The sequence below is a fragment of the Vibrio sp. 2130-1 genome (assembly GCF_033339515.1).
This window is the reverse complement of sequence record NZ_JAWOUT010000001.1, coordinates 95,736-119,936: the sequence shown is the minus strand read 5'-3', so window position 1 is coordinate 119,936 and position 24,201 is coordinate 95,736. Positions and strand designations below refer to the sequence as shown.

At 44.2% G+C, this 24,201-nt stretch carries 20 protein-coding genes and 1 tRNA gene; 13 read left to right on the top strand and 8 right to left on the bottom strand.

The window, feature by feature from the left end; all coding sequences use genetic code 11:
• Positions 1 to 49 precede the first annotated feature (49 nt).
• Together R7Q09_RS00575 and yejK are read right to left on the bottom strand one after the other, a co-directional pair.
• Positions 50 to 1,378 (bottom strand): Hpt domain-containing protein, encoded by a 1,329-nt coding sequence (locus R7Q09_RS00575; RefSeq protein ID WP_262655159.1) that lies wholly within the window; start codon positions 1,376 to 1,378, stop codon positions 50 to 52.
• An 82-nt stretch (positions 1,379 to 1,460) separates the two neighbouring features.
• Entirely contained in the window at positions 1,461 to 2,459 is a 999-nt protein-coding gene (yejK, locus tag R7Q09_RS00570) for a nucleoid-associated protein YejK (protein WP_005380723.1), read from the bottom strand.
• Positions 2,460 to 2,544: 85 nt separating this feature from the next.
• On the opposite strand from yejK, the gene R7Q09_RS00565 reads away from it, so the two are divergent.
• The 3 genes from R7Q09_RS00565 to R7Q09_RS00555 all read left to right on the top strand — a co-directional run bounded on the left by R7Q09_RS00565 (position 2,545) and on the right by R7Q09_RS00555 (position 4,848).
• The gene (locus tag R7Q09_RS00565) at positions 2,545 to 2,772 is read left to right on the top strand and encodes a YejL family protein (RefSeq protein WP_005380722.1); all 228 of its coding nucleotides are present in this window, start codon (positions 2,545 to 2,547) and stop codon (positions 2,770 to 2,772) included.
• 22 nt (positions 2,773 to 2,794) lie between these two features.
• Entirely contained in the window at positions 2,795 to 4,603 is a 1,809-nt protein-coding gene (locus R7Q09_RS00560; RefSeq protein WP_005380721.1) for a DUF3413 domain-containing protein, read from the top strand.
• A gap of 154 nt (positions 4,604 to 4,757) precedes the next feature.
• A tRNA-Ser gene (locus R7Q09_RS00555) sits at positions 4,758 to 4,848 on the top strand.
• A 194-nt stretch (positions 4,849 to 5,042) separates the two neighbouring features.
• Here the strand turns inward: R7Q09_RS00555 and R7Q09_RS00550 are convergent.
• Complete coding sequence (locus R7Q09_RS00550) at positions 5,043 to 5,966, bottom strand: histone deacetylase (RefSeq protein ID WP_238970013.1); 924 nt, start codon at positions 5,964 to 5,966, stop codon at positions 5,043 to 5,045.
• Positions 5,967 to 6,237: 271 nt separating this feature from the next.
• Between R7Q09_RS00550 and R7Q09_RS00545 the strand changes: the two genes are divergently transcribed.
• Together R7Q09_RS00545 and R7Q09_RS00540 are read left to right on the top strand one after the other, a co-directional pair.
• A complete protein-coding gene (locus R7Q09_RS00545; protein ID WP_238970014.1) occupies positions 6,238 to 6,927 on the top strand; it encodes an SDR family oxidoreductase in 690 nt (229 codons plus the stop codon).
• A 183-nt stretch (positions 6,928 to 7,110) separates the two neighbouring features.
• On the top strand, positions 7,111 to 7,317 hold the full coding sequence (locus R7Q09_RS00540; RefSeq protein ID WP_005380717.1) for a hypothetical protein: 207 nt from the start codon (positions 7,111 to 7,113) through the stop codon (positions 7,315 to 7,317).
• A 44-nt stretch (positions 7,318 to 7,361) separates the two neighbouring features.
• Here the strand turns inward: R7Q09_RS00540 and R7Q09_RS00535 are convergent, their stop codons facing one another.
• Entirely contained in the window at positions 7,362 to 9,329 is a 1,968-nt protein-coding gene (locus R7Q09_RS00535; RefSeq protein ID WP_137282282.1) for a DNA topoisomerase III, read from the bottom strand.
• Between the two features lie 103 nt (positions 9,330 to 9,432).
• A complete protein-coding gene (locus tag R7Q09_RS00530; protein ID WP_005380711.1) occupies positions 9,433 to 9,981 on the bottom strand; it encodes an NAD(P)H nitroreductase in 549 nt (182 codons plus the stop codon).
• Positions 9,982 to 10,154: 173 nt separating this feature from the next.
• On the opposite strand from R7Q09_RS00530, the gene R7Q09_RS00525 reads away from it, so the two are divergent.
• Positions 10,155 to 11,471: an MFS transporter gene (locus R7Q09_RS00525; protein ID WP_025767195.1), complete on the top strand. Its 1,317-nt coding sequence runs from the start codon at positions 10,155 to 10,157 to the stop codon at positions 11,469 to 11,471.
• A 59-nt stretch (positions 11,472 to 11,530) separates the two neighbouring features.
• Here R7Q09_RS00525 and R7Q09_RS00520 read toward each other — a convergent pair whose 3' ends face one another.
• Positions 11,531 to 13,543 (bottom strand): NADPH-dependent 2,4-dienoyl-CoA reductase, encoded by a 2,013-nt coding sequence (locus tag R7Q09_RS00520; RefSeq protein WP_005380708.1) that lies wholly within the window; start codon positions 13,541 to 13,543, stop codon positions 11,531 to 11,533.
• 224 nt (positions 13,544 to 13,767) lie between these two features.
• Here R7Q09_RS00520 and sppA point away from each other — a divergent pair, with 224 nt between their 5' ends.
• Together sppA and ansA are read left to right on the top strand one after the other, a co-directional pair.
• On the top strand, positions 13,768 to 15,618 hold the full coding sequence (gene sppA, locus R7Q09_RS00515; RefSeq protein WP_238970015.1) for a signal peptide peptidase SppA: 1,851 nt from the start codon (positions 13,768 to 13,770) through the stop codon (positions 15,616 to 15,618).
• Between the two features lie 164 nt (positions 15,619 to 15,782).
• Positions 15,783 to 16,796, top strand: a complete 1,014-nt coding sequence (ansA, locus tag R7Q09_RS00510; protein WP_318070786.1) for an asparaginase — start codon at positions 15,783 to 15,785, stop codon at positions 16,794 to 16,796.
• 95 nt (positions 16,797 to 16,891) lie between these two features.
• On the opposite strand, the gene R7Q09_RS00505 is transcribed toward ansA, so the two are convergent.
• Positions 16,892 to 17,176, bottom strand: a complete 285-nt coding sequence (locus R7Q09_RS00505; protein WP_005380700.1) for a YeaC family protein — start codon at positions 17,174 to 17,176, stop codon at positions 16,892 to 16,894.
• Positions 17,177 to 17,277: 101 nt separating this feature from the next.
• Here R7Q09_RS00505 and R7Q09_RS00500 point away from each other — a divergent pair, with 101 nt between their 5' ends.
• Entirely contained in the window at positions 17,278 to 18,099 is an 822-nt protein-coding gene (locus tag R7Q09_RS00500; protein WP_042522503.1) for a DUF2989 domain-containing protein, read from the top strand.
• Positions 18,100 to 18,216: 117 nt separating this feature from the next.
• On the opposite strand, the gene msrB is transcribed toward R7Q09_RS00500, so the two are convergent.
• Positions 18,217 to 18,624 carry a peptide-methionine (R)-S-oxide reductase MsrB gene (gene msrB, locus R7Q09_RS00495; RefSeq protein WP_042522504.1) on the bottom strand — a complete coding sequence of 136 codons (408 nt, stop codon included), beginning with the start codon at positions 18,622 to 18,624 and terminating at the stop codon, positions 18,217 to 18,219.
• A 337-nt stretch (positions 18,625 to 18,961) separates the two neighbouring features.
• Between msrB and gap the strand changes: the two genes are divergently transcribed.
• The 4 genes from gap (at position 18,962) to rlmA (ending at position 24,157) form a co-directional block, all read left to right on the top strand.
• A complete protein-coding gene (gap, locus tag R7Q09_RS00490) occupies positions 18,962 to 19,957 on the top strand; it encodes a type I glyceraldehyde-3-phosphate dehydrogenase (protein WP_005380697.1) in 996 nt (331 codons plus the stop codon).
• A gap of 156 nt (positions 19,958 to 20,113) precedes the next feature.
• The gene (locus tag R7Q09_RS00485) at positions 20,114 to 20,998 is read left to right on the top strand and encodes a D-hexose-6-phosphate mutarotase (RefSeq protein ID WP_033907352.1); all 885 of its coding nucleotides are present in this window, start codon (positions 20,114 to 20,116) and stop codon (positions 20,996 to 20,998) included.
• A gap of 198 nt (positions 20,999 to 21,196) precedes the next feature.
• The gene (locus R7Q09_RS00480; RefSeq protein WP_225495499.1) at positions 21,197 to 23,233 is read left to right on the top strand and encodes a methyl-accepting chemotaxis protein; all 2,037 of its coding nucleotides are present in this window, start codon (positions 21,197 to 21,199) and stop codon (positions 23,231 to 23,233) included.
• A 96-nt stretch (positions 23,234 to 23,329) separates the two neighbouring features.
• A complete protein-coding gene (gene rlmA / locus R7Q09_RS00475) occupies positions 23,330 to 24,157 on the top strand; it encodes a 23S rRNA (guanine(745)-N(1))-methyltransferase (protein ID WP_206959624.1) in 828 nt (275 codons plus the stop codon).
• Positions 24,158 to 24,201: the final 44 nt, after the last annotated feature.

Genomic DNA, 24,201 nt, shown 5'->3' with positions numbered 1-24,201 from the left:
GTTCGAGCCTTTATTACCTCAACTCTTATGACATTAAGTCAGAGCAATATCAATCTGTTAGCGCTTCTGTTATCTTTTCACTATTGAGAACATTATTAGCAAAAAGTATGGTTTGTTTTAGGACATCATCTAAACATGCCAACTTCTCTTCCGGCACTTTTTGCCCTTGTTTAATCAACAGTTCAATATCACCCGAAATACAGTGCAATGGCATTGCACCTAAACTCCCTGAGACCCCTTTAAGACTGTGTGCGGCTCTTTGCGCTTGCTCTTTATCCTCTTCTAACAGCTGATACATTTTAGTGCCATCGCCAGAGTGATCCTGAATAAAGACCTCCAGTAACATCCGCACAGCGCCCTCGTCACCAGACAGAGAATCTAACATTTTATTGATATCTATGTACGGCTCACGTTCCACTACTTCCACTTGTGATGAATTCACCTCATTACAACTTTCTTCGTTCATTTGGACGTTTTGAAAATTTTCAGACTGAGCTGAGGGAACAGCGTTAGCTCCATTTTCATCATCGCCAACTTGCTCTGACTTTTTATCATCGGTTCTGGGTAGTGGTATCGGTTGAGTCGTTTTTGGGGAGAAGGCTCCCCATGAAATGAGGAAAAGGAGCAAACCACTGATTACAGACAACCAAACAATAAAAGTCATTAGCTTCTGTTCCAACTGATCATTTATCGAAGTTAACTGGTTCGGGAAATCTGGATTAAGCAGTTGATTGGATAAATAACTGCCCTGTGCCTGAGCAGATAGTGCGCTTGAGGTTTGAGCAAGCTGGCGCTGAAGAGCACTTCGCTCTTCGGGAGAGAGCGTCTCTGATTCAATAAAAAGTCGGTCTAAGTCACGGTAAGTATCGCTATTCGTTGCAGAGTCACTAAAGACAGACTCAAAAACAAGCGCACCTAAGCGATAGTACATTGCCTGAATTTGCTCAGAGTTTTCTGTTCGAGCACGGCTGCTTCGTAACTGTTCTGCTAACGAAACCAATTCACTGTCACTTCTCACAAAAGCTCGAGCACTTTCTAAAAATCGGTCGGTCGTATAAAGCAATTGAGTGATATCTGGTGTGATTTTCCCTTCAGAAAACTCACTTTCAAGCTGTAAGCGAACTGCATAAGCCAACTGAAGTTTCAGTGAAATTTGGTCGACGTGTTTAACACGGTAAGGCAGATCGAAGTTAAAAAAGTGCCTGACTTCTTCAACTTTACTTCCTAACTCATTTACAGTCGAAATCGTTTGAATCGTTTGTTTGGCTTGCAGCCAAATGCCAAGTGCTAAAACACACCACAAAACGAACCAGAACCAAACAAACCGCCGTATTCCTTCTTTTAGCTTCAGCAACACTTGCCCCTCGCATATCTCCATTAATTACAAGCATATACTATGGATGTTTCTTATTCACATAAAAAAAGAGAGCCGTTTGCTCTCTTTATTTAACGATATGATTTTAATTGCGACTTAACTGATCTTTTAGATTTGGAGGCGTCCCTTTAATCGTTAAGGTATCCGTCTCTGGATCATAAAAAATACGCTCGCCAAGTAAGAGACTATCGAAGCTAATATTCAAACCACCACCAGCTCCAACAAATTTAGTCAGTTTGCGAACCGTCGCACGATCACCTGGGAAAGACTCTTCAAGCTCGTACCCTTGCTCTTTGGTGAAATCCATAAAGCTCGTGCCATCTTGGCTTTGAGGAAGCTCTCCGGAAAGCTCTGAGATTTGAACCTCATCACCGGATTTAATTTGCTCATTGCAGTAGTCGTAAACTTGTTTCTTGTACTCGTTCACTTCTTGCTTTTCTAGCTTCGAGTCAGCACAAAAATCATCCACCGCCTGCATCAACACTAAGTTTTGTTGTTTAGTATCTAAGCCAATATCCGCTTGCAGAAAATCTAGGAAGAAGTCCGCCACTTTACGGCCAACGCGTCCTTTAATGTATTGCAGATAACGATTGGATTCCTTGTCGGTCTCGTAGCTCGACAGGTCGATGCGTGCGGCAATATCCATTTTGGTGATATCAAGGTAATCTGTCGCACTGATGTCCAAACCTTCGGTCACTTTTAAACTCTGATTCATTGGTAAGATACCGATGAACAAGTAGTCCGTTGCTAAACTCTGATACTCAGCGAAAACCAAGATACCTTCATCCGCAAATGGGTACTTAATCAACTCTTCTTTCAAGCGATTTGCACTAATTTGTGAGAAGTCGTAAAAATCTCGCTCTCCTTTGCGCATTTCTTGAAGCCAAAATTGAAATTCGCTGTCTGACTGGAAAGCGCCAAAACCTTTACCAGCTTTAGAATGGAATACTCGGTGAAGCTCAGCGACTAAGTTTTCTGTAGATGCATCGTTCTCTAATGATGCTGGACGAAAGTTTACAACCAGCTCGTCCTGATCGTTTTTGCACAGTTGATGCAGAATAACGTTTGAAAGATGAAGACTCATAGTGATTTTATCTTGCTACAAGGTTTTAGTTGATGGGCATTGTAGGTTATCATAAGCCGCTTTTACTATCATTATTAGAGTCTTTATGCCGATTACATCTAAATATACTGACGAGCAAGTAGAAAAAATTCTTGCTGAAGTAGCAACAGTTCTTGAAAAACATGCTGCTTCTCCTGAGTTGACGCTAATGATTGCCGGAAATATCGCAACCAATGTCTTAAATCAACGTGTTGCAGCTTCACAACGCAAAGCGATTGCTGAAAAATTTGCTCAGGCGCTAATGTCTTCTTTAGAAACACCAAAAACACACTAATCACGGACAATAGAACACATACATGGTAGACAGCGGAAACTCATACGGCGAACGTGTATCTCGACTAGTTGGTTGGGGTCACTGGTTTGCATTCTTCAATATCGTTGCATCGATGTTGATAGGCACACGCTACATTGTTCAGTCTCCTTGGCCCGAGACGTTACTTGGTCAGTTTTATCTGGCGGTTTCTTGGGTTGGTCACTTTGGCTTTCTAGTTTTCGCACTTTACTTGCTTGTTCTATTCCCGTTGACGTTTATCCTGCCATCGCGGAAATTGTTCCGTTTGGTGGCAGTGATTTTCGCAACCGTTGGGCAAACCATATTATTAATTGATACCCAAGCGTATCAGTCGATCAATTTGCACTTAACTCCCGTCGTCTGGGAGTTACTATTCAGCGAAGACAAAAGTGCACTCAGCACTGACCTACAACATTTATTTGTTGTGATGCCGCTGATCTTCCTTATTCAACTCGCACTATCCGAATGGGTATGGCGAAAACAGCGCAAACTATCTCATAAGCACGTAGGACGCCCTCTCGCGGCCGTCTTTTTCCTCAGCTTTATGACCAGCCATTTGGTTTACATTTGGGCAGATGCGTATTTTTACAACCCAATTACTAGCCAGCGTTCAAACTTCCCGTTGTCTTACCCGATGACAGCGAAGAGTTTTATGGAAAAACATGGTCTACTTGACCGTGAGGAATACCTAAAACGTTTAGCAGAAAACGAAGGCAACGTAGAGTTAGTCAACTACCCTCTTGAAAAGCTTGAGTTTAACCGCCGAGTTAATAAGCTCAATGTGTTGATGATCAGCATAAACAATTTACGAGCGGATGCGCTGAACCAAGAAGAGATGCCTAACCTCTATGAGTTTGCTGAAAACAATCAGAACTTCCGTAATCATTACAGCTCAAGTAATGATACATACGGGGCCTTTGGTTTGTTCTATGGCTTACCGACCAGTTATGCATCAAGCATCAAGGCGCAAGGTGCTTCCCCAGTATTGCTCGATGTACTGAAAGATCAGGGCTACAACTTTGGTTTATTCAGTGGCAGTGGGTTTGAAGATGATCTCTACTCAGAAATTATTTTCCGCGACTTGAACTTAGCGGAAGACCTAGATGGCACGCAAGCTCATACCGATAAACAATCTATCGCAAACTGGAATACATGGTTAGCAGAGAAAGCAAGTCAGCCATGGTTTAGTTACATCGAAGTCACCACCGTTGATAATTTTGAATCGATTCCTTCAAATAATGACGAAGAAATGCCCGCAAGTGAGCGATTCAAGAAAGCTTATGAATATGCAGTGAAGTCGGCGGATAGAACTATCGCCGGTATTATTGATGAACTAGAAACGACGGGACAACTGACAAACACCATCGTAATCATCACTTCTAATCACGGTAGTGAATTTAACGAAACCAATACGAACAGCTGGGGAGCAAACAGCAACTACAGCCGTTATCAATTACAAGTTCCGATGGTGATCCATTGGCCTGGAATGCTAGCTGGCGAATTTAATCACAGCACAAGTCACTTGGACCTCTCAGTTACACTGTTGCAAGATATGCTCGGCGTATCTTCCAACCCATATGATTACAGTAGTGGTCGCAACCTATTCGATGAAAGTCGTCGTCGCTGGATCTTGGCGGGCGATACTCGCGAGCTTGCCTTAATTACTAGCTCACAAACCACAGTGATCGATAAGTTTGGCAACTACAAGCTGTATGACAAAAACTACAAACGACTTCGAGATGATGCACCGAAGTTGCCAGTTTTGATGCAAGGTTTAACTGAGTTACAGCGTTTTTATTCTAAAAACGATTAATACCTAGCAATCCATATACTATTCAAACTCCCCTTTTTGGGGAGTTTTTGTTTATTTAAACAACACAAACCACAAATTTGCGCAGTAAACATCCAATCAGTTCAACTAGGGGTTTACAACATTTTCAAAGCCTTATATTATGCGCCTCAACAACGGAGAGATGGCTGAGTGGTTGAAAGCACCGGTCTTGAAAACCGGCATACGTTAATAGCGTATCTAGGGTTCAAATCCCTATCTCTCCGCCACTTTTAGAAAAAGCCCGCTAAGAAATTAGCGGGCTTTTTCGCATCTCCAGACTTAAAAAGATTTGTACAAATCACTTATCACTTCTTGAACGCAACTAAGCACTCCGCCACACTCAGAAAGAACCCACAAAAAATTAATGCCCTTTTCGTTCGTTCCAGTGTTGAATCAATTTGATATTTACGTCTAGTTGTATCTACTCATCAATAAAGACTTCTTTAGCGGCATTGATAAGCTGCAAATGAATTGGGACGAGGTCAGCATGATTCGTTCGATATCCACCTCCAACGACAGCTGCGACAGGGATACCTCGAGATTTCACTGTTTGCATTAAAAATCTATCACGTTCTAAAATCCCTTGCGTCGACACATCAAAATATCCAAGCTCATCGTCTTGATGTATATCGACACCAGCATCGTAGATAACCAAATCAGGGCGATGAAGATTAAGTGCCATATCGACCACTTCTTTAAACGCCATTAAAAAATCCTCATCACCTGTTCCTCGCACCAAAGGCACATCGAGGTCAGACTGAGGCTTCCTCGCTGGGAAGTTTTTATCACAGTGGAAAGAAAGCGTGATGATATCTGGCTCATCGTCACATAAAGTTGCTGTTCCATCCCCATGGTGAACATCACTATCAATGATCAATACTTTATCGACATGCTCGACTTCGAGCGCTTGCCTGGCCGCGATCACTAAGTCATTAAATAAACAAAAACCACTGCCAAACTCTTTGTGTGCGTGGTGATACCCACCACTCAAATGAATGGCCACACCGTACTCAAGTGCCTTTTTTGCGGTCAGAGCCGTGCCCGCTGCTGAAGTTAGCGTTCTGGTAATGAGAGACTCACTCCAAGGAAAACCTATTCGGCGCATCTTCGCAGCTGGCATGTTTCCACTAACAAGTAACTCGACGTATTCCTCGTCATGAACACGTTTTACTTCCCCAACAGTTAATGCTTCGGGCTGGAAAAACTGCGCGTGCTCTTTCCAGTTATCTTTCTCTATATGCACCAATACCGATTCATAGAGGTACTGGTATTTCATAATTGGGTAACGATGCCCCTCTGGCAACTCAAGTTGAGAATAAATCGGGTGGTAGATAAGTGGCAGCATGAGAAATTCTTAATAACAATGGTAACGAAATAGTATCAACTTCAAGGGTTGAATAAAATGCAATTTAATTGATAATGATTTTCAATATCAATTAAATTTAATATACATATGAATTCTACTTTCTTTGCTATTCTCGGCGCACTGTTTGGCTCTCTTTGTGCTCTGTCCCTATTTTCATCTCTCGTTGTTGGTGCGTGGTGGTTGGTTGATTTTATTGTGCTTAGCTAACACAATGACTTTCAACTGAAATCAAAAAAACATAGGTGTTTGTATGAGTCAAACCGTCTTTATTACCGGAGCAAATCGCGGCATTGGCCTTAGCTTAACTGAGCTGTACCTGAAGCAAGGCCACCAAGTACATGCTACTAGCCGTTCCTTAGAGAACAGTTCAGAACTACAAACTCTAGCCTCACAATTCAGCAATCTGGTTTTGCACGAACTGGATGTCACTCACTACGAACAAGTCGCTAAGCTTGCCGATAAACTCCCTGCCATCGACTTACTCATCAATAATGCAGGATATTACGGCCCCAAGGGATATGGCTTTGGAAACACTGACGTAGAAGCATGGCGTAAAGTCTTCGAAGTAAACACCATTGCTCCGTTAAAACTGGTTGAGTACTGTTACCCTCGCTTACAACAAGGCAAGATGAAAAAGATTGCTTGTATCTCATCAAAAGTCGGCAGTATGACCGAAAATACGTCCGGCGGCGGCTATGTTTATCGCTCATCGAAAGCGGCGCTTAACTCGGTTGTGAAAAGCTTGAGTAATGATTTAACACCTGAAGGATTTACCGTTTTAGCGCTTCACCCTGGTTGGGTAAAAACGGCGATGGGCGGGCCAAATGCTTTGATAGATACGCAAACCTCCGCGCAAGGCCTAGCGAACGTGATAGAGCTGAGCACACCGCAGCTTTCAGGTCGATTTATTAACTACGATGGTACTGAGTTACCTTGGTAGCAGCATTAAGACACAACCATCACTAAACCAAATACCATCAAAGCCAGGCTTCATAATCGTGACTTGGTTGGCAAACATAATGTTCATCAGTGATCCACCAGCATAATTCGCGCAATCTAACTTGAATTTATCTACATCCAATCCAGACTTAGGAAAAAGTAGAACAAATAAGGAGAAAGCACGATGGCAGCAGATAGGGATTTGGTTAATTTTAGCGAAGAGCACGAACTAAATTACTGCTTGAGAAGTGCTGGTAAACGCCAAACTCAAGCGAATCGAGATACATTAGTTGACTTGGGCAACCAGGTGAAAGAGGTACTGGACAAACGCGTGTTAACTCAAGGTGAAGTAAGAGGTGCGATCCAAAACCACGGTGATCTGTTCGAGTAATCTATTTTCAAGCATGCGCGGAGTTTAATTACGCCGCGCTTGTCCTATGCCTGCTTACCTTTGGTTGCACGAGATTTAGTCGCGCCACCATTCTTTGAATAACTGCGCTTTTTACGTTTAAACGCAGGACGTTCCACCTTGGGTAGATGACGTAATGAATCAGGGATAGGGCCTGCTTTTACTTGTGCCATCAAGCTATCAATGCGTTGTTCCAGTGCTTGCATGAACGGCTGATATGCTTGATTTCTCTCTGCCATACCTTGTAACTGGTGCTCCCAATGAGCCGTCATATCAGGGTATGTTGAATCTTCTGGCAAGGCATGAATGAGACCTCTTCCCGCAGGAGAACTGAGAATTGACTTACCTTGACGCGTAAGCAGTTGGCGTTTGAACAGCGTGTCCAAAATACCAGCGCGAGTCGCTTCCGTGCCTAGCCCATCAGTGTCACGAAGGATTTTTTTCAGTTCTTTATCCGCAACGTAACGGGCGATCCCGGTCATCGCTTGCAACAACGATGCCTCGGTAAAATGCTTTGGTGGCTCGGTTTTTCGGTCTTTTATTTCCCCTTCACGACAAGTTAACACGGTGCCTTCGGGTAGCGGTGGCACGGCATCAATACCTTCATCTTCCTTGTCAGTTTTGCCCATTAGCGCTTTCCAACCCGGCGAAACTAACTGACGACCTTTCGCGACAAACGTACCACCAGCGATATCGAAAACCAATTTCGCTTCTGCGTAAACCGCCGCCGGATAGAACTGCATGAGGTACTGGCGCGCAATCAATTGATACACCTTCATCTCATTGCCGGAAAGCGCATTCACATTAGCTTGCTTCGGTGTAGGGATAATCGCATGGTGCGCATCCACTTTTTTATCGTTCCAGGCTTTGGACTTTAATGTTAAGTCTGCTCCCTGAACCGCACCTTGCAACTCTTTTGCGTTGTTCGCAATAGCAGTTGTCACCGTCCCTGCTTGTGAGTAGTGTTCCATCGGTAAATAGCGACAATCTGAACGCGGGTAAGTGATCAGCTTGTGCTTTTCATACAATGCCTGACAAGTATCTAGTACTTGTTGCGCACTCATACCATAGCGCTTCGCTGCATCGATCTGTAAAGCAGATAATGAATAAGGTAATGGTGCTGATTGCTTGGTTTGCTTTTGTTCCGACTCCGTCACTTTCGCGGGTTGATTTGCAATACGGTTTGCAACGTTTTCCACTAACTTACGGTTTAACACTCGCCCTTCTTCATCCTGCCAAGGCTTGCATGCCTCACTTGGCTTCCAACGAGCACGAATATCAAAAGTACCATTGGCATCTTGATATGGGATCAGAGCATGTAGGGTAAAATAGTCCTTCGGGACAAAGTTTTCGATTTCTTCATCACGACGCACCACTAAGCCAAGAACTGGCGTTTGCACTCGCCCTACCGAGAGAACACCTTGATACCCTGCTTTTTGACCAAGCAAGGTATAAGCACGAGACATGTTCATGCCATACAACCAATCAGCCCGAGAGCGAGCCAATGCAGAAACTGAAAGTGGGATAAACTCGCGATTACTGCGCATAGAACTGAGAGCACGTTTCACCGCAGGTAAGTTCAAGTCGGAAATCAGCAAACGCTGTGTGGATTCCTTCTTGGTTTTAGATAACTTGCAATAGTCCAGAACTTCATCAACTAACAGCTGACCCTCTCGATCTGGGTCTCCTGCATGAATGACTTCTTTAGCTTCTTTGAGCAATTTACGAATCACTGTTAATTGCTTACTTGCACTTTTCCTCGGTCTGAGCTGCCATTGCTGCGGAACAATTGGTAAATCTGCCATATTCCACTTTTTGTAACGCTCATCGTAAGCGTCGGGTTCGACCTGTTCGAGTAAGTGGCCGATACACCAAGTAACGATATCCCCGTTCCCACAGCGGATGAATCCTTGATCTTTCTTTTGAGGGTTTGGCAGTGCAGCGGCAATCGCACGGCCTAAACTTGGTTTTTCAGCAATAAACAGACGAGACATAACGTTTTGGAAATAAATATAATTAGGGCCACATTATCGAATGTAGCCCTAATAAATCAAGAAAAACTGTATAAATAAACAGTCAGTATATTCGAGTTTTCAGTTATAGAAACTCAACAAACTGAGAAAGATCACGCTCAGGAACTTTCATCGGTGTACAACCAGGCGTGCCTAAGTACAAGAAACCAACAATCTCATCGTCACCTTCTAAACCAAATGCTTGATGAACTTCTGGATGGAACATCCACTTACCTGAGCGCCAAAACCCTTGAAAGCCTTGCGCTACGGCTGCCATTTGCATCGCTTGTACAGCACATCCCGCAGATAAGTGTTGCTCTAGTGCTGGTACTTTCTCATGTTCTGTTACTTTAGCAATAACAGTGATCACCATTGGTGCGCGAAATGGGGCATTCTTTACCTTTTCTACCACCGCTTCATCACTATTTTCAGCTTCTGCCGCTTTTACCAAGATATCTGACAGTTTTTTCAAACCATCGCCCTGTGCGATAACGAAACGCCAAGGGGTTAATCCCGCATGGTCAGGCGCACGAAGGCCTGCACGAATGATGTTCTCAAGTGCTTTACCTTCTGGTGCAGGCGCGGATAACTTCGCGATAGATCGGCGATTGAGCAAAAGATCGAGAGCGTCCATGAAAGAATCCTTATTGAATATCGTTGTTATTTTGTTTACGCCACTTTAGCACAATCTGCTCCTGCGAATAACAACCGGTTTTCTGGGGGCTTGATAACGTGCTTCACTTAACATCAAACTGGGTTTAATGTTAATTTATTCGCGAAATGAATAAGTTGAACATAGGCAGGTTGATGAACAAGGACAAACAAAACAGCATTTACGAAAAGATCGTTAATGACGAAGATGCCCGTGCCTGTAAGGCGATTCCTGAATCAGCTTGTCATCAAGTTCCCGGCAACTTTCTTAAAATCATTCTCGCTCAGTTTTTAACGAAGGTCGGCGATGCGTTAATCAACCCTAAAGTCACGTTGCCGTGGATACTACAAAGTCTCGGGGCTCCGGTTTACTTAATTGGTTGGCTGGTTCCTATTCGTGAGTCAGGATCCCTTATCCCACAACTTAGCATCGCGCACTACATCCGACGCATTCCAGTAAGAAAATGGGTCTGGGTAATTGGCAGCATCTTGCAGGCTCTTTCCATATTTGCAATCGGATTGGTCGCATTAACTCTAACAGGAGCAGCTGCGGGTTATGGTGTGATTGCATGTCTTGTGATCTTCAGCCTCTCACGCGGTTTAAATTCCGTCGCATCAAAAGATGTATTGGGCAAAACCATCCCTAAAAACCAACGAGGTCAAGTCAACGGCTGGTCTTCAAGCGCTGCTGGCCTGGTTACGCTGCTTTTCGCTAGCCTTCTGGCACTAGCCTGGTTATGGGACGTAGAGCCGACAGAGCGCTTTTACGGTCTGAGTTTAGGCTTAGCGGGCGTCATATGGCTCATCGCGGCATTCGTCTATGCGCGAATTAATGAGTATGCCGGTGAGGTAGACGGTGGTCGAAATGGCGTCCTCGAAGCATTTAAACAACTCGCGTTACTTAAGACAGACGTGACCTTTCGTCGATTCGTTATCACGCGGACACTATTTTTATGTTCTGCGCTGAGTGCACCGTACTACGTTGTGCTGGCACAGCAATCTCTGGGTGGACAGCTCTGGGTGCTAGCTCTCTTTATGTTTGCGAGTGGCTTAGCCTCCTTTGTGTCAGGTCCTTTCTGGGGAAGAATGTCCGATCGCTCTAGCCGCAGTGTGATGGTCATAGGCGCAATGATGAGCGCGCTACTTGGTGTTGTGTTATTTGTTTACGATACATGGGTCACCGCTAGCCAAAGCTTCCTATTCGTGATTCCTCTGCTTTACTTTTGTGTTTGTATTGCCCACGACGGAATACGAGTCGGACGAAAAACCTATTTAGTTGATATCGCAGAAGGTGACAAACGGACGAGCTATGTAGCCGTGAGTAACACAGTGGTTGGGATAATGCTGCTTCTAATGAGCTCTCTTGGTGTTATGTCGAACTTCTTGAGCCTTTCAGCTGTGGTGTTAGTGTTCTCTTTTATTACTTTTGCTGGCGTGGTAATGGCCAAACAACTGCCAGATATCAGTGACTAGTTCTATACAAAAAAGCTGCGCTCAAAGCGCAGCTTTTATGGTAAACACACATTAAAAGGCTAGAGTTTTACCGCCAATTTAACACCTTGACGAATCGCACGCACAGCATCAAGTTCACCCGCATGGTCAGCTCCGCCAATGATATGAATCTTCTCTCCAAGTTCAGACCATTTATCTTCAAACGGACGTACAGACTCTTGCCCAGCACAAATGATAACTTTGTCTGCATTAAGTACCTGCGCGCTTCCGTCTACATGAATGTGCAAACCTTGATCATCAATTTTATCGTAAGACACACCACCGACTAAATGTACGCCCCGTTTTTCAAGGGTACGTTTATGGATCCAACCTGTCGTTTTACCCGGACCTTTACCTACACGACCTTTACGACGCTGAAGTACCCAGACTTCTTTATCGCTGACCGCATCAGGGTAAGGGTATAAACCACCCGGCTGAGACATCTCCTTGTCGATTCCCCATTCATGCAACCAGTCATCCAACGTTTGTCCAACTGGCTCTGTGAGCATGGTCGCGACATCTACGCCAATGCCACCAGCACCAACGATAGCCACTTTCTCACCGACTGGCGTTTTGTCTCGAATGAGAGTTTGATAGTCGACGACTTTCTCTGGGTTATCAATTCCATCAATATTGACTTTACGTGGCTCAACACCCGATGCCATCACTATCTCATCGTACTCTGTGAGTAAGTCATAGTTCGCTTCCGTCGATAAGTGCAGATTCACGCCTGTTTCATCAATACGGTTAGCGAAATATCGTATCGTCTCTCGAAACTCTTCCTTACCAGGGATCTGCATCGCAAGACGGAACTGACCACCGATGCGGTCGTTCTTTTCGAACAAATCAACCTTATGGCCACGTTCAGCCAGTGTGGTCGCACAAGCCAAGCCCGCAGGTCCAGCACCAACAACTGCAATGTTTTTCTTTTTAAAGGCTGGTTCAACAACAATTTCGGTTTCATAGCACGCTAGAGGGTTCACTAAGCAACTGGCGCGCTTACCTTTAAACACGTTATCTAGACACGCCTGATTACAACCAATACACGTATTAATAAGCTGCGCTTTTTCCTGTTCGGCTTTAGCAACAAAGTAAGGATCGGCCAAGAATGGGCGCGCCATCGAAACCATGTCGGCATGACCTGAAGATAAAATACGTTCTGCTTCATCTGGCGTATTTATACGGTTGCAAGTGATAATAGGAACCGAAACGTGAGGTTTAACTTTTTCCGTAACCCATGTAAACGCACCGCGTGGTACTTGAGTCGCAATTGTCGGAATTCGAGCCTCATGCCAACCGATACCCGTATTAATAATCGTGACGCCAGCCTCTTCAAGTGCTTTCGCCAATTCGATAACGTCTTCAAAAGTGCTGCCCTGCTCGACAAGATCCAGCATAGAAAGACGGAAGATGATGATGAACTTGTCACCTACCGCCTTGCGTACCGCTTTAACAATTTCTAGCGGAAAACGCATACGTTTTTTATAGCTGCCACCCCATTCGTCGTAACGCATATTAGTACGTTTACATAAGAATTGGTTTATCAAGTAACCTTCCGAGCCCATTAACTCGACGCCATCATAACCAGCAAGCTGTGCTAACTCCGCACTATTAGCAAACGCGTCGATGGTTTTCTTTATCTGGCGGTCGCTCATTTCACTCGGAGCAAACTTTGCAATTGGCGCTTTAATGCCAGATGCACTTTGCGAGAATGGATGCATTGCATAACGCCCAGCATGGAGAATTTGCAACGCAATTTTACCACCGTGCTTGTGCACCGCTTCTGTCACAACTTTATGGGCTTTAGCATGTTTTGGCTTGCTGAATTCAGCACTCAACGGGTGTAAACGACCGCGTAAGTTAGGAGAAAAACCTCCGGTTACAATCAGTCCGACACCGCCTTTCGCGCGTTCTTCATAAAAAGCCGCGAGCTTCTGTAATCCTTCTTTGTGCTCTTCTAAGCCCGTGTGCATTGATCCCATCAGAACTCGGTTTCGTAATTGTGTGAAACCGAGGTCCAGTGGCTTTAATAGGTTTGGGTACATGGCAGACATCACTTAACATCCATTGTTATTATCATGGTCTGACCAGATTAAGCCTGCTCAACCAAAAAATCAAACAAGCGTTTACATTTTTGTAACACCGATCAATCTCGTGTGAAAATATGCCAATTGTTGAGTGGTCGTGATAAGCTAAAAAAATGTTATCTTTTGAGATCTTAGAGATAAGAACCCATACTTTGTTAGACTCGGCGTAACTATCTCGTTATGGAGACAAGATGAAAAAACTCTTCAAATTTATTGGTTTGATATTTAAAGGGATATGGAAAAGTATCACTTTCATCAGACTCGCACTGGCAAACCTAATTTTCTTGCTGATGATTGCCGTTTTCTACTTTGCCTTTACTTATACCGGAGACGGTCAACCTGTCGTCGAAAAAGAATCGGCATTGGTGATGAACCTTTCAGGCCCAATTGTCGAACAAAGACGTTATGTAAACCCAATGGACTCTTTTGCTGGTTCCCTTTTGGGTAATGAGCTACCGAAAGAAAACGTCCTTTTCGATATCGTTGATACTATTCGCTACGCGAAAGACGATCCTAAAGTGTCTGGATTAGTGCTAGCACTGCGAGACATGCCAGAAACAAATCTCACGAAACTACGTTACATCGCGAAAGCGTTGAACGAATTTAAAGCGTCAGGCAAACCCGTTTACGCCGTAGGTGATTTCTACAACCAAAGCCAATATTACTTGGCAAGTTACGCCGATAAAGTTTATCTGGCACCTGATGGTGGTGTATTGATTAAAGGTTACAGCGCTTACTCAATGTACTACAAAACGTTACTTGAAAAGCTTGACGTTTCTACTCATGTTTTTCGCGTAGGTACTTATAAATCCGCTATCGAACCGTTTATTCGTGATGACATGTCCGATGCGGCGAAAGAGTCAGCAACACGTTGGGTTACTCAATTATGGAGTGCTTTTGTTGATGACGTAACAACAAACCGAAACATTGATGCGAAAGTGCTTAATCCAACCATGGATGAGCTGATTAACGAGATGAAGTCTGTAAATGGAGATATTGCTCAGCTCGCAGTCAAACTGGGGCTAGTGGATGAACTTGCGACACGCCAAGACATTCGCACTCTATTTGCAAAACAGTTTGGTAGTGACGGCAAAGACAGCTACAACGCGATTGGTTACTACGACTACCTTGCAACGATTCGTCCCGATTACACACTACCTCAGCACGACATCGCCGTTGTTCTAGCAAGTGGCGCGATTATGGACGGTCAACAACCTCGCGGAACTGTTGGTGGTGACACGGTCGCAAGCTTGCTGCGTCAAGCACGCAATGATGAAAAAGTGAAAGCGGTCGTGTTACGAGTAGATAGTCCAGGAGGCAGTGCCTTTGCTTCTGAAGTGATTCGTAACGAAGTAGATGCTCTGAAGCAAGCAGGTAAGCCGGTTGTTGTATCCATGTCGAGTTTGGCCGCTTCTGGTGGTTATTGGATTTCAATGAGCGCAGACAAAATCGTTGCTCAGCCAACAACCCTGACGGGCTCCATTGGTATATTTAGTGTCATCACCACGTTTGAAAAAGGCTTTAGCAAGTTAGGTATTAACACTGATGGCGTTGGCACATCGCCGTTCTCAGGTGACGGTATTACCACTGGCCTTTCTGAGGGCGCGTCTCAAGTGTTCCAATTAGGTATCGAGCACGGTTACAAGCGCTTTATTTCTCTAGTTGGCGAGAATCGCGATATGTCTCTAGAGGAAGTTGACAAAGTTGCTCAAGGTCGAGTTTGGACTGGCCAAGATGCACTATCCTTTGGTCTTGTCGATCAAATGGGTGACTTTGATGATGCTGTAGAGCTAGCGGCGAAACTAGCGAACGTAACCGATTACGGCATTTACTGGGTAGAAGAGCCTCTTTCACCTACTGAACTATTTCTACAAGAGTTTATGAAACAGGTGAAAGTCTCTCTAGGTATTGATGCAACAAGCTTGCTACCAAAAAGTCTTCAACCCGTAGCTCAACAATTCGAACAAGACGCAAGCTTGCTCCAAAGCTTCAACGATCCTAAAGGTCAATACGCATTTTGTTTGAACTGCCAAGTGCAGTAGTTTTTCCATCAATATTACAAAGGGCACTTCTACTTGAAGTGCCCTTTTTATTAGGCTTTGCATCTCCTCAGATGACTTTCTGATGCTGTGCGTATAGCCTCGCATCTCAAGGTTATTTAGGTATATAATCCCCGCCTCTGTTCCCCTACACGAAAGAAAAAACGATGACTGGAAAACACATCTACATCGCTTACACCGGTGGTACCATCGGAATGCAAAAATCCGACCACGGCTATGTGCCTGTTGCTGGCTTTATGGAAAAGCAATTAGCAAGCATGCCCGAATTCCATCGTCCTGAAATGCCGGATTACACCATCCACGAATACGACCCTCTGATTGACTCATCAGATATGACACCTGCTGACTGGCAGCAGATTGCGAATGATATTCGTGACAACTATGACAAATACGATGGTTTCGTTATCCTACATGGTACTGACACCATGGCGTACACAGCGTCCGCATTGTCTTTCATGCTTGAAAACCTTGGTAAGCCAGTGATTGTAACGGGTTCACAAATCCCTCTCGCAGAGCTGCGTTCTGACGGCCAAGCAAACCTATTAAACGCGCTACATATTGCGGCAAACTACCCGATCAACGAAGTAACTTTGTTCTTCAATAATCAATTGATGCGTGGTAACCGCAGTACAAAATCTCATGCAGACGGTTTTAATGCCTTTACTTCACCAAACCTTCCTCCACTATTGGAAGCTGGGATCAATATTCAAGTTAGCAACAGCGTAACCGTTGGTGCACAACCAGAAGGTGAGTTTAAGGTTCACAACATCACGCCACAACCAATCGGTGTGATCACCATGTACCCTGGTATTTCACACGAAGTTATCCGCAACACGCTTCGTCAGCCCGTGAATGCGATGATTCTTCTGACTTTTGGTGTCGGTAATGCTCCTCAGAACCCTGAGCTGCTTGGTCACCTGAAAGAAGCCTCTGAGCGCGGCGTTATTGTCGTAAACCTAACTCAGTGTTTGGCAGGTAAAGTGAATATGGGCGGATATGCCACAGGTTGTGCGCTCGCAGACTCTGGTGTTATCAGTGGCTTTGACATGACGCCCGAAGCGGCGCTGGCAAAACTACACTACCTTCTAAGCCAAAACCTTTCTTACGAAGAAGTAAAAGAGAGAATGCAACAAGTACTGCGTGGTGAAATGAGCCTGTAAGTTCAAGCTTTCTGCGATCTAAAAAGCCCAATACAATTTGGGCTTTTTTCTTTCAAAATCAAAATAATAAAATTTTGAGAAATAAGGCGTAAGGATTAATCAATGTTCGGATTCACACGAACAATATCGCTCTCTTCTCCGCTGAATTGTTTTTTAAGCTCTTGTTTTGATTTAAAACTGATTTCACCACCGGCTGCAACCGTCATATGCTGCGCATCAGTATTATGTTTTGATTGATACAACATCACAGCTTGCATACACGAATCTCGCTGCTCTTTAGAAAGTGTTGTACCCTCAGGCCATCTTCCCGTTTCTACTGCATAGACTAAGCGATCATAAACTTCTGGAGTCATCGCTTGTAATAGTTGTTCTGCGTCCATAGTGTACCTTCTTATTACATTCTATTTACAGAACATAACGGGTTAAGAAACTGAGTCAAGAATACGAAAATGAATTGGTGTAACGGATCACAAGCAAAGCCATGAAAAGAACAAACTGGTTACTTCTCAGCCTCGCATGTTTTGTGCTATCGGGCTGTTTTGAAGGTAACGTGACAACCGAAGAGTTGTGCCAAAAAACACCAGAACTGCGTTGCGAGCAGCTCAATATGGATGACGGCCAATGTCGAATTCCAAGAACAAATTTGGTTTGGCATCGGTTTGAGCAATTGAAAAACCCATCGGAAGCAAACCAAATCATCGAATACGGTCTGGTCGCTGAATATAGGAAATGCTTAGAACTCGCCTCCCAGATCACCCCTATTGATCAAAGTGCTCTCAAAAGACAACGCTTTAATGCATTGGTACACAGTATTGATGAGCTAGAGCGCATTGTAAACGAGTTAAAAGGTTCAGAAGACCCGGCTACTTTGTATTTCTTATGGTCTCAAACGGGAGATACTCAAGCTCGGCGCGCATTTTTACAAATGGAAGGGTCTCCCCAATTAAATAATGCTGAGATGCAATATGCATTAGCCACTTTTTATACCAACCGAGATACCAAGAAAACCCTGGAGCTTCTTAATAACGCGTTGTCTTTATCTGATGAAGACAACATCAATCCGGTCATTCTCAAGTCAATGGCAAGTATTCATCAAGGGCTTGGAGACAAAGAGCAAGCGTATCTATGGGCAATGGTCGCGAAGAGATTCGACGTACCGCTTGCTGATGAAAAGCAGCTCCAACGTATGTTCAATTTCAGTCATCCAGAGCGATATAAGCAGTTGGATGAATTAGCCGAATCGGTGGCGAAAGCCATAGAGAAAGGTATCTATTCCCCAACAATGATACCCAGTGAGATATAAACGAAAAACTCCCGCAATGAGCGGGAGTTTTTATTTAAGTCGAGCGACACTCAGATCACTGTTGAGCTTGAATCATCCTGAAAGGATAAAACAATCTCGAGCACAATTTTGTCGTTATTATTCTGATTTGTTGAAAATTAACGACACAGAATTAACACAAAAACGCTCTCCTGTGGTCTGTGGGCCATCTTCAAAAACGTGCCCTAGATGGCTATCACACGTTGCACAACGAATCTCTGTACGTACCATTCCGTGACTTAGATCTTCTAAATAGCGCACCGCTTGATCGTTGATAGGCGCATCAAAACTTGGCCATCCGCAGCCAGAGTCATACTTGTTATCAGAGACAAAGAGAGGGGCATTACAACAAGTACAAGCATAAACACCAGTTTCCTTATTATGCAGTAGCTTACCGCTGAAAGGAGGCTCTGTACCTTGCTCTCGGCAAATACGGAACTCTTCATCAGACAGTTGCTCACGCCACTGTTCATCTGACTTCGTCACTTTTTTCCCGCTTTGTTCCACGACTTTCGGCTCCTTATTTACTGTTCTTGGTATTGACTTTTTTAGCAAAAAACTTGCTTCTCTTAACAGTTGTAGCACATACTTTCTCACCAGGACACCATGAGTAATTAATTTGATAAGAGCACTTATCTCACCAGTTATATTACGCCAACTGGGCTACAGAAGAATCAGTTAAAAGTTTAAAAAACGTACATTTGCAAAGAATTGTTAAAAAAAGCGTCGCTTTTTTTTGACTTTAAACAAGTTAAGTCCGATTATCACTTGCAGATGTTTACTGGATTCTGTAATTTTACTACCAGTTATCTTTAATCAGAAATTAAGTTGTGGAGCAACTATAATGACTATCAAAGTAGGTATTAACGGTTTTGGCCGTATCGGTCGTTTCGTATTCCGTGCAGCGCAAGAGCGCAACGACATCGAAGTAGTAGGTATTAACGACCTTATCGATGTAGATTACATGGCATACATGCTTAAGTATGACTCAACTCACGGCCGTTTCAACGGTACTGTTGAAGTTGAAGGCGGTAACCTAATCGTTAACGGTAAAACTGTACGTGTTACTGCAGAGCGCAACCCTGAAGACCTAAAATGGGACGAAATCGGTGTTGACGTTGTAGCTGAAGCAACTGGTCTTTTCCTAACTGACGAGACTGCACGTAAGCACATCACTGCTGGCGCGAAAAAAGTTGTACTAACTGGTCCTTCTAAAGACGCTACTCCAATGTTCGTTAACGGCGTAAACTTCGACACTTACGCTGGTCAAGACATCGTTTCTAACGCTTCTTGTACTACTAACTGTCTAGCGCCTATCGCTAAAGTTCTTAACGACAAGTTCGGTATCGAATCTGGTCTTATGACTACAGTTCACGCAACTACAGCAACTCAAAAAACTGTAGATGGTCCTTCTGCTAAAGACTGGCGCGGTGGTCGTGGTGCTTCTCAAAACATCATCCCATCTTCAACTGGTGCTGCTAAAGCTGTAGGCGTTGTACTTCCAGAAGTAAACGGCAAACTAACTGGTATGGCTTTCCGCGTACCAACTGCTAACGTTTCTGTAGTTGACCTAACTGTTAACCTAGTTAACGGTGCTTCTTACGAAGACATCTGTAAAGCGATGAAAGAAGCTTCTGAAGGCGAACTAAAAGGCGTTCTAGGCTACACTGAAGATGCAGTTGTATCTCAAGACTTCATCGGCGAAGTTTGCACTTCAGTATTCGATGCTAAAGCTGGTATCGCGCTAACTGACAAATTCGTTAAGGTTGTATCTTGGTACGACAACGAAATCGGTTACTCAAACAAAGTTCTAGACCTAATCGCTCACATCTCTAAGTAATTAGAAAGTTAGCAATTAGCGAATAACTTCGTTAAAGAAAAGGCGGCTCTAGAGTCGCCTTTTTTGTATCTGGAATTTGAGAGAATGCAGGCTCGATGTTGCATTTAATGTGCGAAGCGCGTCTAAAAGCTCTCCCCCAGCGATAGGAAACTACACATGGATTTAAAAACTCTCCCAGCCCTAACGGTGCTATCTGATAACGTCACTATCGTTGAAGTTGATCAGATAAAAATCGTCCGCGTGATTCATGACAAAGCAACGGCAGGCATCTCGCTACACGGTGGTCATGTCGTGTCGTTCACGCCTGAAGGTCAAGAAGATCTGATCTGGATGAGCGAAAAAGCTGTCTTCGATGGTAAAGCTGCTCTTCGCGGTGGTATTCCGGTTTGTTGGCCTTGGTTTGGGCGTATTGCTGCTCCAGCTCACGGCTTTGCCCGCACCGCAGAATGGGAGTTGGTTGAACATCGTGAGAACCATAACGGTGTGATTGTTGAACTTGCTCTGTTCCCGACAGAAGAAATCCACGATATTTGGCCCCATATGTTTGACGCTCGTTTGGTGATTGAAGTGGGCGATGAGCTAAAAGTGACGCTCAAAGTCATGAACATTGATGACGAGGCTTGGACCTTCTCTGGCGCATTACATACTTACCTAAACGTTGGAGACATTAAGCAAGCACAAACGACAGGCATGGGTGCCGAGTACATTGATAGCTTGAAAGCTGATGCGGTATGCCAAGGTGGTAATGTTCTACAACTAACTGACACGATTGATCGCGTTTACACGCAACCAGAAGCGAAAATTTTGGTAAAAGACCCGGTATTGGATCGTACGCTAAGCGTACACAACCAAGGCCACAACTCAGCAGTATTATGGAACCCTTGGGCAGAAGGTGCGCAAAGCATGGGTGACATGGCTGACGATGGTTATCAAACCATGTTGTGTGTGGAGTCTGCTGTTCATGCACCAAGTATTGAGCAAGGTCAAACGCTCCAACCAGGTGAGACACATGAACTTGTCACTGTCATTTCAGCGCAGTAAGAATCACCATATAAAGGCCGGGGATACCCGGCTTTTTTTGTAATAAAAGCTCTGCTTAGATGGTCCTATCTTTACTAACTTATTGGTTACTGGTCACTTTTGACGGTTTCATTAATAAATATCAAAAAAATTGATCATATAAACCGATAGCATACCGATACAAAACTCATAAATAATAAAAATATCAGGAATTAGTCTATGTTAGAGAGATACCGAAATCAAAGTGTCGGATTCCAGTTGAAACTGGTGATTACTTTGTGTCTATTCATTGCTTTCAGCAGTATTGCAGCGCTTGTTTACCGCAACGCTTCCGATGTTCTATTGGAAAGCACGCTGAAAGAACACCAATCTAAAGTAGAATCAATGGCAAAAACCATTGCTGGCCAATTCGATGCTTACCTGCACACCGCTAAAGTCCTCGAATCTACTTTTCGCAATGGCTACCTTGCCGGTGTCTATGTCGAAAATTACACGGTTGACTTCATGGGACATGAAGTACCAAACATCACTCAATACAGTGAAAGCTTAATTAATGACACCAAGTTGGTCGACAGTTTCACACGTGATACCGGCGCTATAGCAACGCTATTCGCACCATTGGGTGACGACTTTATTCGGGTGTCCACCTCCCTAAAAGATCCACAAGGTCAACGAGCGGTCGGAACCACGCTAGGCATCAACCATCCTGGTTATCAGCAACTTAAAGCAGGGCAACCGTATTACGCTCAAATTAAATTGTATGGCGAGCGCTACATTACCTACTATGCCCCAATCAAAGATGCGACAGGAAAGGTAGTAGGCCTATCGTTTATTGGTTTACCAGTAGACCAAGCGACACAAACCTTATTCGATGCACTCGAAGAGATAAAATGGGGCGACACTGGTTACACCATTATCGTTGATAACGACGAAAACAATCTTGGTAAATACCTACTTCATCCAGCAAAAAGCGGCTCAGATTCGTCAATACTAGAAGTCGCCGACTACAATGGTCACAAGCCTTTTGGTCAGATTTTCGAACAATCTAGTGGATTAATTCGCTACCCTTTCGAGTACCAAGGTAACGTAGGCGAAAAGTATCTTGTCTACACAGAGGTTCCAGGTTGGAATTGGAAACTGCTAGGCGGTACGTTTATCAAAGAAGTTACAAAAGGTAGCGACACGCTTCTCACACTCATTGCCATCATTTCTTCGGTAGCGGCAATCATTACTTTTGTTGTACTGACGCTTTTCTTGAATCGCAGCTTACAACCTCTCACGACTCTAAACTCATACATGACTCGCTTAGCGGGCGGCGAAGTCAGCTTGAACATTCCAGCGTCTCGTAAAGCATCAAAGAATGAAATTACGAACCTGAGCTCGGGTGTCGCCAGTATGGCAAGTCAGCTCAATGAACTTGTTGGTAAGATCCGTTCAACAAGCGACTTAGTGGAGAGCAACTCCACCAGCGTTGCCAACGATGCACATAGCAATTTGACCCAAGCCGACCGACAACAACAAGAAGTCGAGCAAGTTGTGACAGCGATTGAAGAAATGGCCTCTTCCGCTCAATCTGTCGCACAACAAGTCGAAAGCATTGCGGAAAACGTACGCTCAGCAAATACTGATAGTCAGTCTGGTCTCGCGATTGTTGAAGGCGTATGTATCGACGTTGCTCAACTTAACGATCAATTGGATCAATCAGCAACGGCTATCGAGCAAGTAAATCGCGATAGCGAGAGTATTCAAACCGTCACTAAAATGATTGATGAAATTGCTGAGCAAACCAATTTACTTGCCTTGAATGCCGCCATTGAAGCAGCACGAGCAGGTGAGCAAGGCCGTGGCTTCGCTGTTGTAGCAGATGAAGTGCGCACACTTGCGCACCGAACCCAAAGCTCAGTTCAGGATGTCGTGGAAATTATCGAGAAACTAAAAGGGTCGACTCATAATGCAGTTAATATGATGACAGACAGCCAACGCAGTGCAAACCAGGTCTTGGACAAAGCACAAGACGCGGGCACAGCATTAGAAGCCATCGCAGTACAAGTGCAGTCGATAGCCTCTCAAGCCGACGCCATTGCAGCGACTTCAGAAGAACAAGCTCAAGTTTCACAAGAAATTGCAGCAAATGCCCATTCTATCAGTGAACTTAACCGAGAAAGCCGCAACACGAGCGCAAAAACCTCGCAAAGTGCCATTGAACTTCAACAACAAGCACGAAACTTGAAAGAGCAAGTCGACTTCTTCCACTAATACTTAATAAGAGCCGACCCAGTCGGCTCTTTTTGTTTCACTTGAGACCATGCTTTTTGATAGAATTTGCCGCCCTACTTTCTGTTCGAGATCGTCATGAACTATCAATGCCCTCTATGCCACCAAGCTCTAGCGTTAAATGAAAAAACGTTTAAGTGCGAAAACAATCATCAGTTTGACTTAGCAAAAGAAGGCTACGTTAACTTGATGCCAGCGCACCACAAACGTTCTAAAGATCCTGGTGACAACAAAGAGATGATGCAAGCTCGTCGTCGATTCCTTGAAGGAGATTACTACAACCCAATGCGCCAAGAAGTGGCGCAGCTGTGTGCAACATACACTGAGGGGAGCACCCATCAATTATTAGATATTGGTTGTGGTGAAGGTTACTACACAGATCAAGTACAAAAGACGATAGAAACACAAGCGAACCATGCCACGATTTATGGCTTAGACATTTCCAAAGTTGCCATTCGTTACGCGGCGAAGCGTTACACGCACTGCAACTTTAGTGTGGCTTCTAGTCACCGACTTCCCTTCGCAAATGAATCCTTAGATGCCATTTTGCGCATTTATGCCCCGTGTAAAGCTGAGGAGCTGCAGCGCGTTGTAAAAAACGACGGCGTTGTTGTCACGGTTACTCCTGCTAGCCGCCACTTATACCAACTGCGTGAGCGCATTTATCAAGAAGTTCGTCTTCACAATGAAGAACCAGAACATATTGCAGGGTTTGAATTAGAGCACCAGCAGCATCTTAACTATGTTATGGACTTGAAAAACGGAGCCGCAATCGATTTATTGCAAATGACGCCATTCGCATGGAAAGCAACCGATGCTCTTCGTGAAGAGTTGAAATCCGCTACACTTTTCCAATGTGAGGCTGATTTTATGTTGCGTGTATATCGCAAAAAAACACTCAATTAATAAGTCAAAAAAAACAACAAACGCAAATAGTTATCATTTATATT

Coding starts and splice junctions, on each gene's coding strand:
- R7Q09_RS00545 (WP_238970014.1), top strand. CDS start 6,238: ATGAGTCAAACCGTCTTTATTACCGGAGCAAATCGCGGCATTGGCCTT.
- R7Q09_RS00505 (WP_005380700.1), bottom strand. CDS start 17,176: ATGGACGCAGAACAACTATTACAAGCGATGACTCCAGAAGTTTATGAT.
- R7Q09_RS00480 (WP_225495499.1), top strand. CDS start 21,197: ATGTTAGAGAGATACCGAAATCAAAGTGTCGGATTCCAGTTGAAACTG.
- R7Q09_RS00500 (WP_042522503.1), top strand. CDS start 17,278: ATGAAAAGAACAAACTGGTTACTTCTCAGCCTCGCATGTTTTGTGCTA.
- R7Q09_RS00530 (WP_005380711.1), bottom strand. CDS start 9,981: ATGGACGCTCTCGATCTTTTGCTCAATCGCCGATCTATCGCGAAGTTA.
- R7Q09_RS00485 (WP_033907352.1), top strand. CDS start 20,114: ATGGATTTAAAAACTCTCCCAGCCCTAACGGTGCTATCTGATAACGTC.
- R7Q09_RS00565 (WP_005380722.1), top strand. CDS start 2,545: ATGCCGATTACATCTAAATATACTGACGAGCAAGTAGAAAAAATTCTT.
- ansA (WP_318070786.1), top strand. CDS start 15,783: ATGACTGGAAAACACATCTACATCGCTTACACCGGTGGTACCATCGGA.
- R7Q09_RS00550 (WP_238970013.1), bottom strand. CDS start 5,966: ATGCTGCCACTTATCTACCACCCGATTTATTCTCAACTTGAGTTGCCA.
- rlmA (WP_206959624.1), top strand. CDS start 23,330: ATGAACTATCAATGCCCTCTATGCCACCAAGCTCTAGCGTTAAATGAA.
- sppA (WP_238970015.1), top strand. CDS start 13,768: ATGAAAAAACTCTTCAAATTTATTGGTTTGATATTTAAAGGGATATGG.
- R7Q09_RS00540 (WP_005380717.1), top strand. CDS start 7,111: ATGGCAGCAGATAGGGATTTGGTTAATTTTAGCGAAGAGCACGAACTA.
- R7Q09_RS00535 (WP_137282282.1), bottom strand. CDS start 9,329: ATGTCTCGTCTGTTTATTGCTGAAAAACCAAGTTTAGGCCGTGCGATT.
- R7Q09_RS00520 (WP_005380708.1), bottom strand. CDS start 13,543: ATGTCTGCCATGTACCCAAACCTATTAAAGCCACTGGACCTCGGTTTC.
- yejK (WP_005380723.1), bottom strand. CDS start 2,459: ATGAGTCTTCATCTTTCAAACGTTATTCTGCATCAACTGTGCAAAAAC.
- R7Q09_RS00575 (WP_262655159.1), bottom strand. CDS start 1,378: ATGGAGATATGCGAGGGGCAAGTGTTGCTGAAGCTAAAAGAAGGAATA.
- gap (WP_005380697.1), top strand. CDS start 18,962: ATGACTATCAAAGTAGGTATTAACGGTTTTGGCCGTATCGGTCGTTTC.
- R7Q09_RS00525 (WP_025767195.1), top strand. CDS start 10,155: ATGAACAAGGACAAACAAAACAGCATTTACGAAAAGATCGTTAATGAC.
- R7Q09_RS00560 (WP_005380721.1), top strand. CDS start 2,795: ATGGTAGACAGCGGAAACTCATACGGCGAACGTGTATCTCGACTAGTT.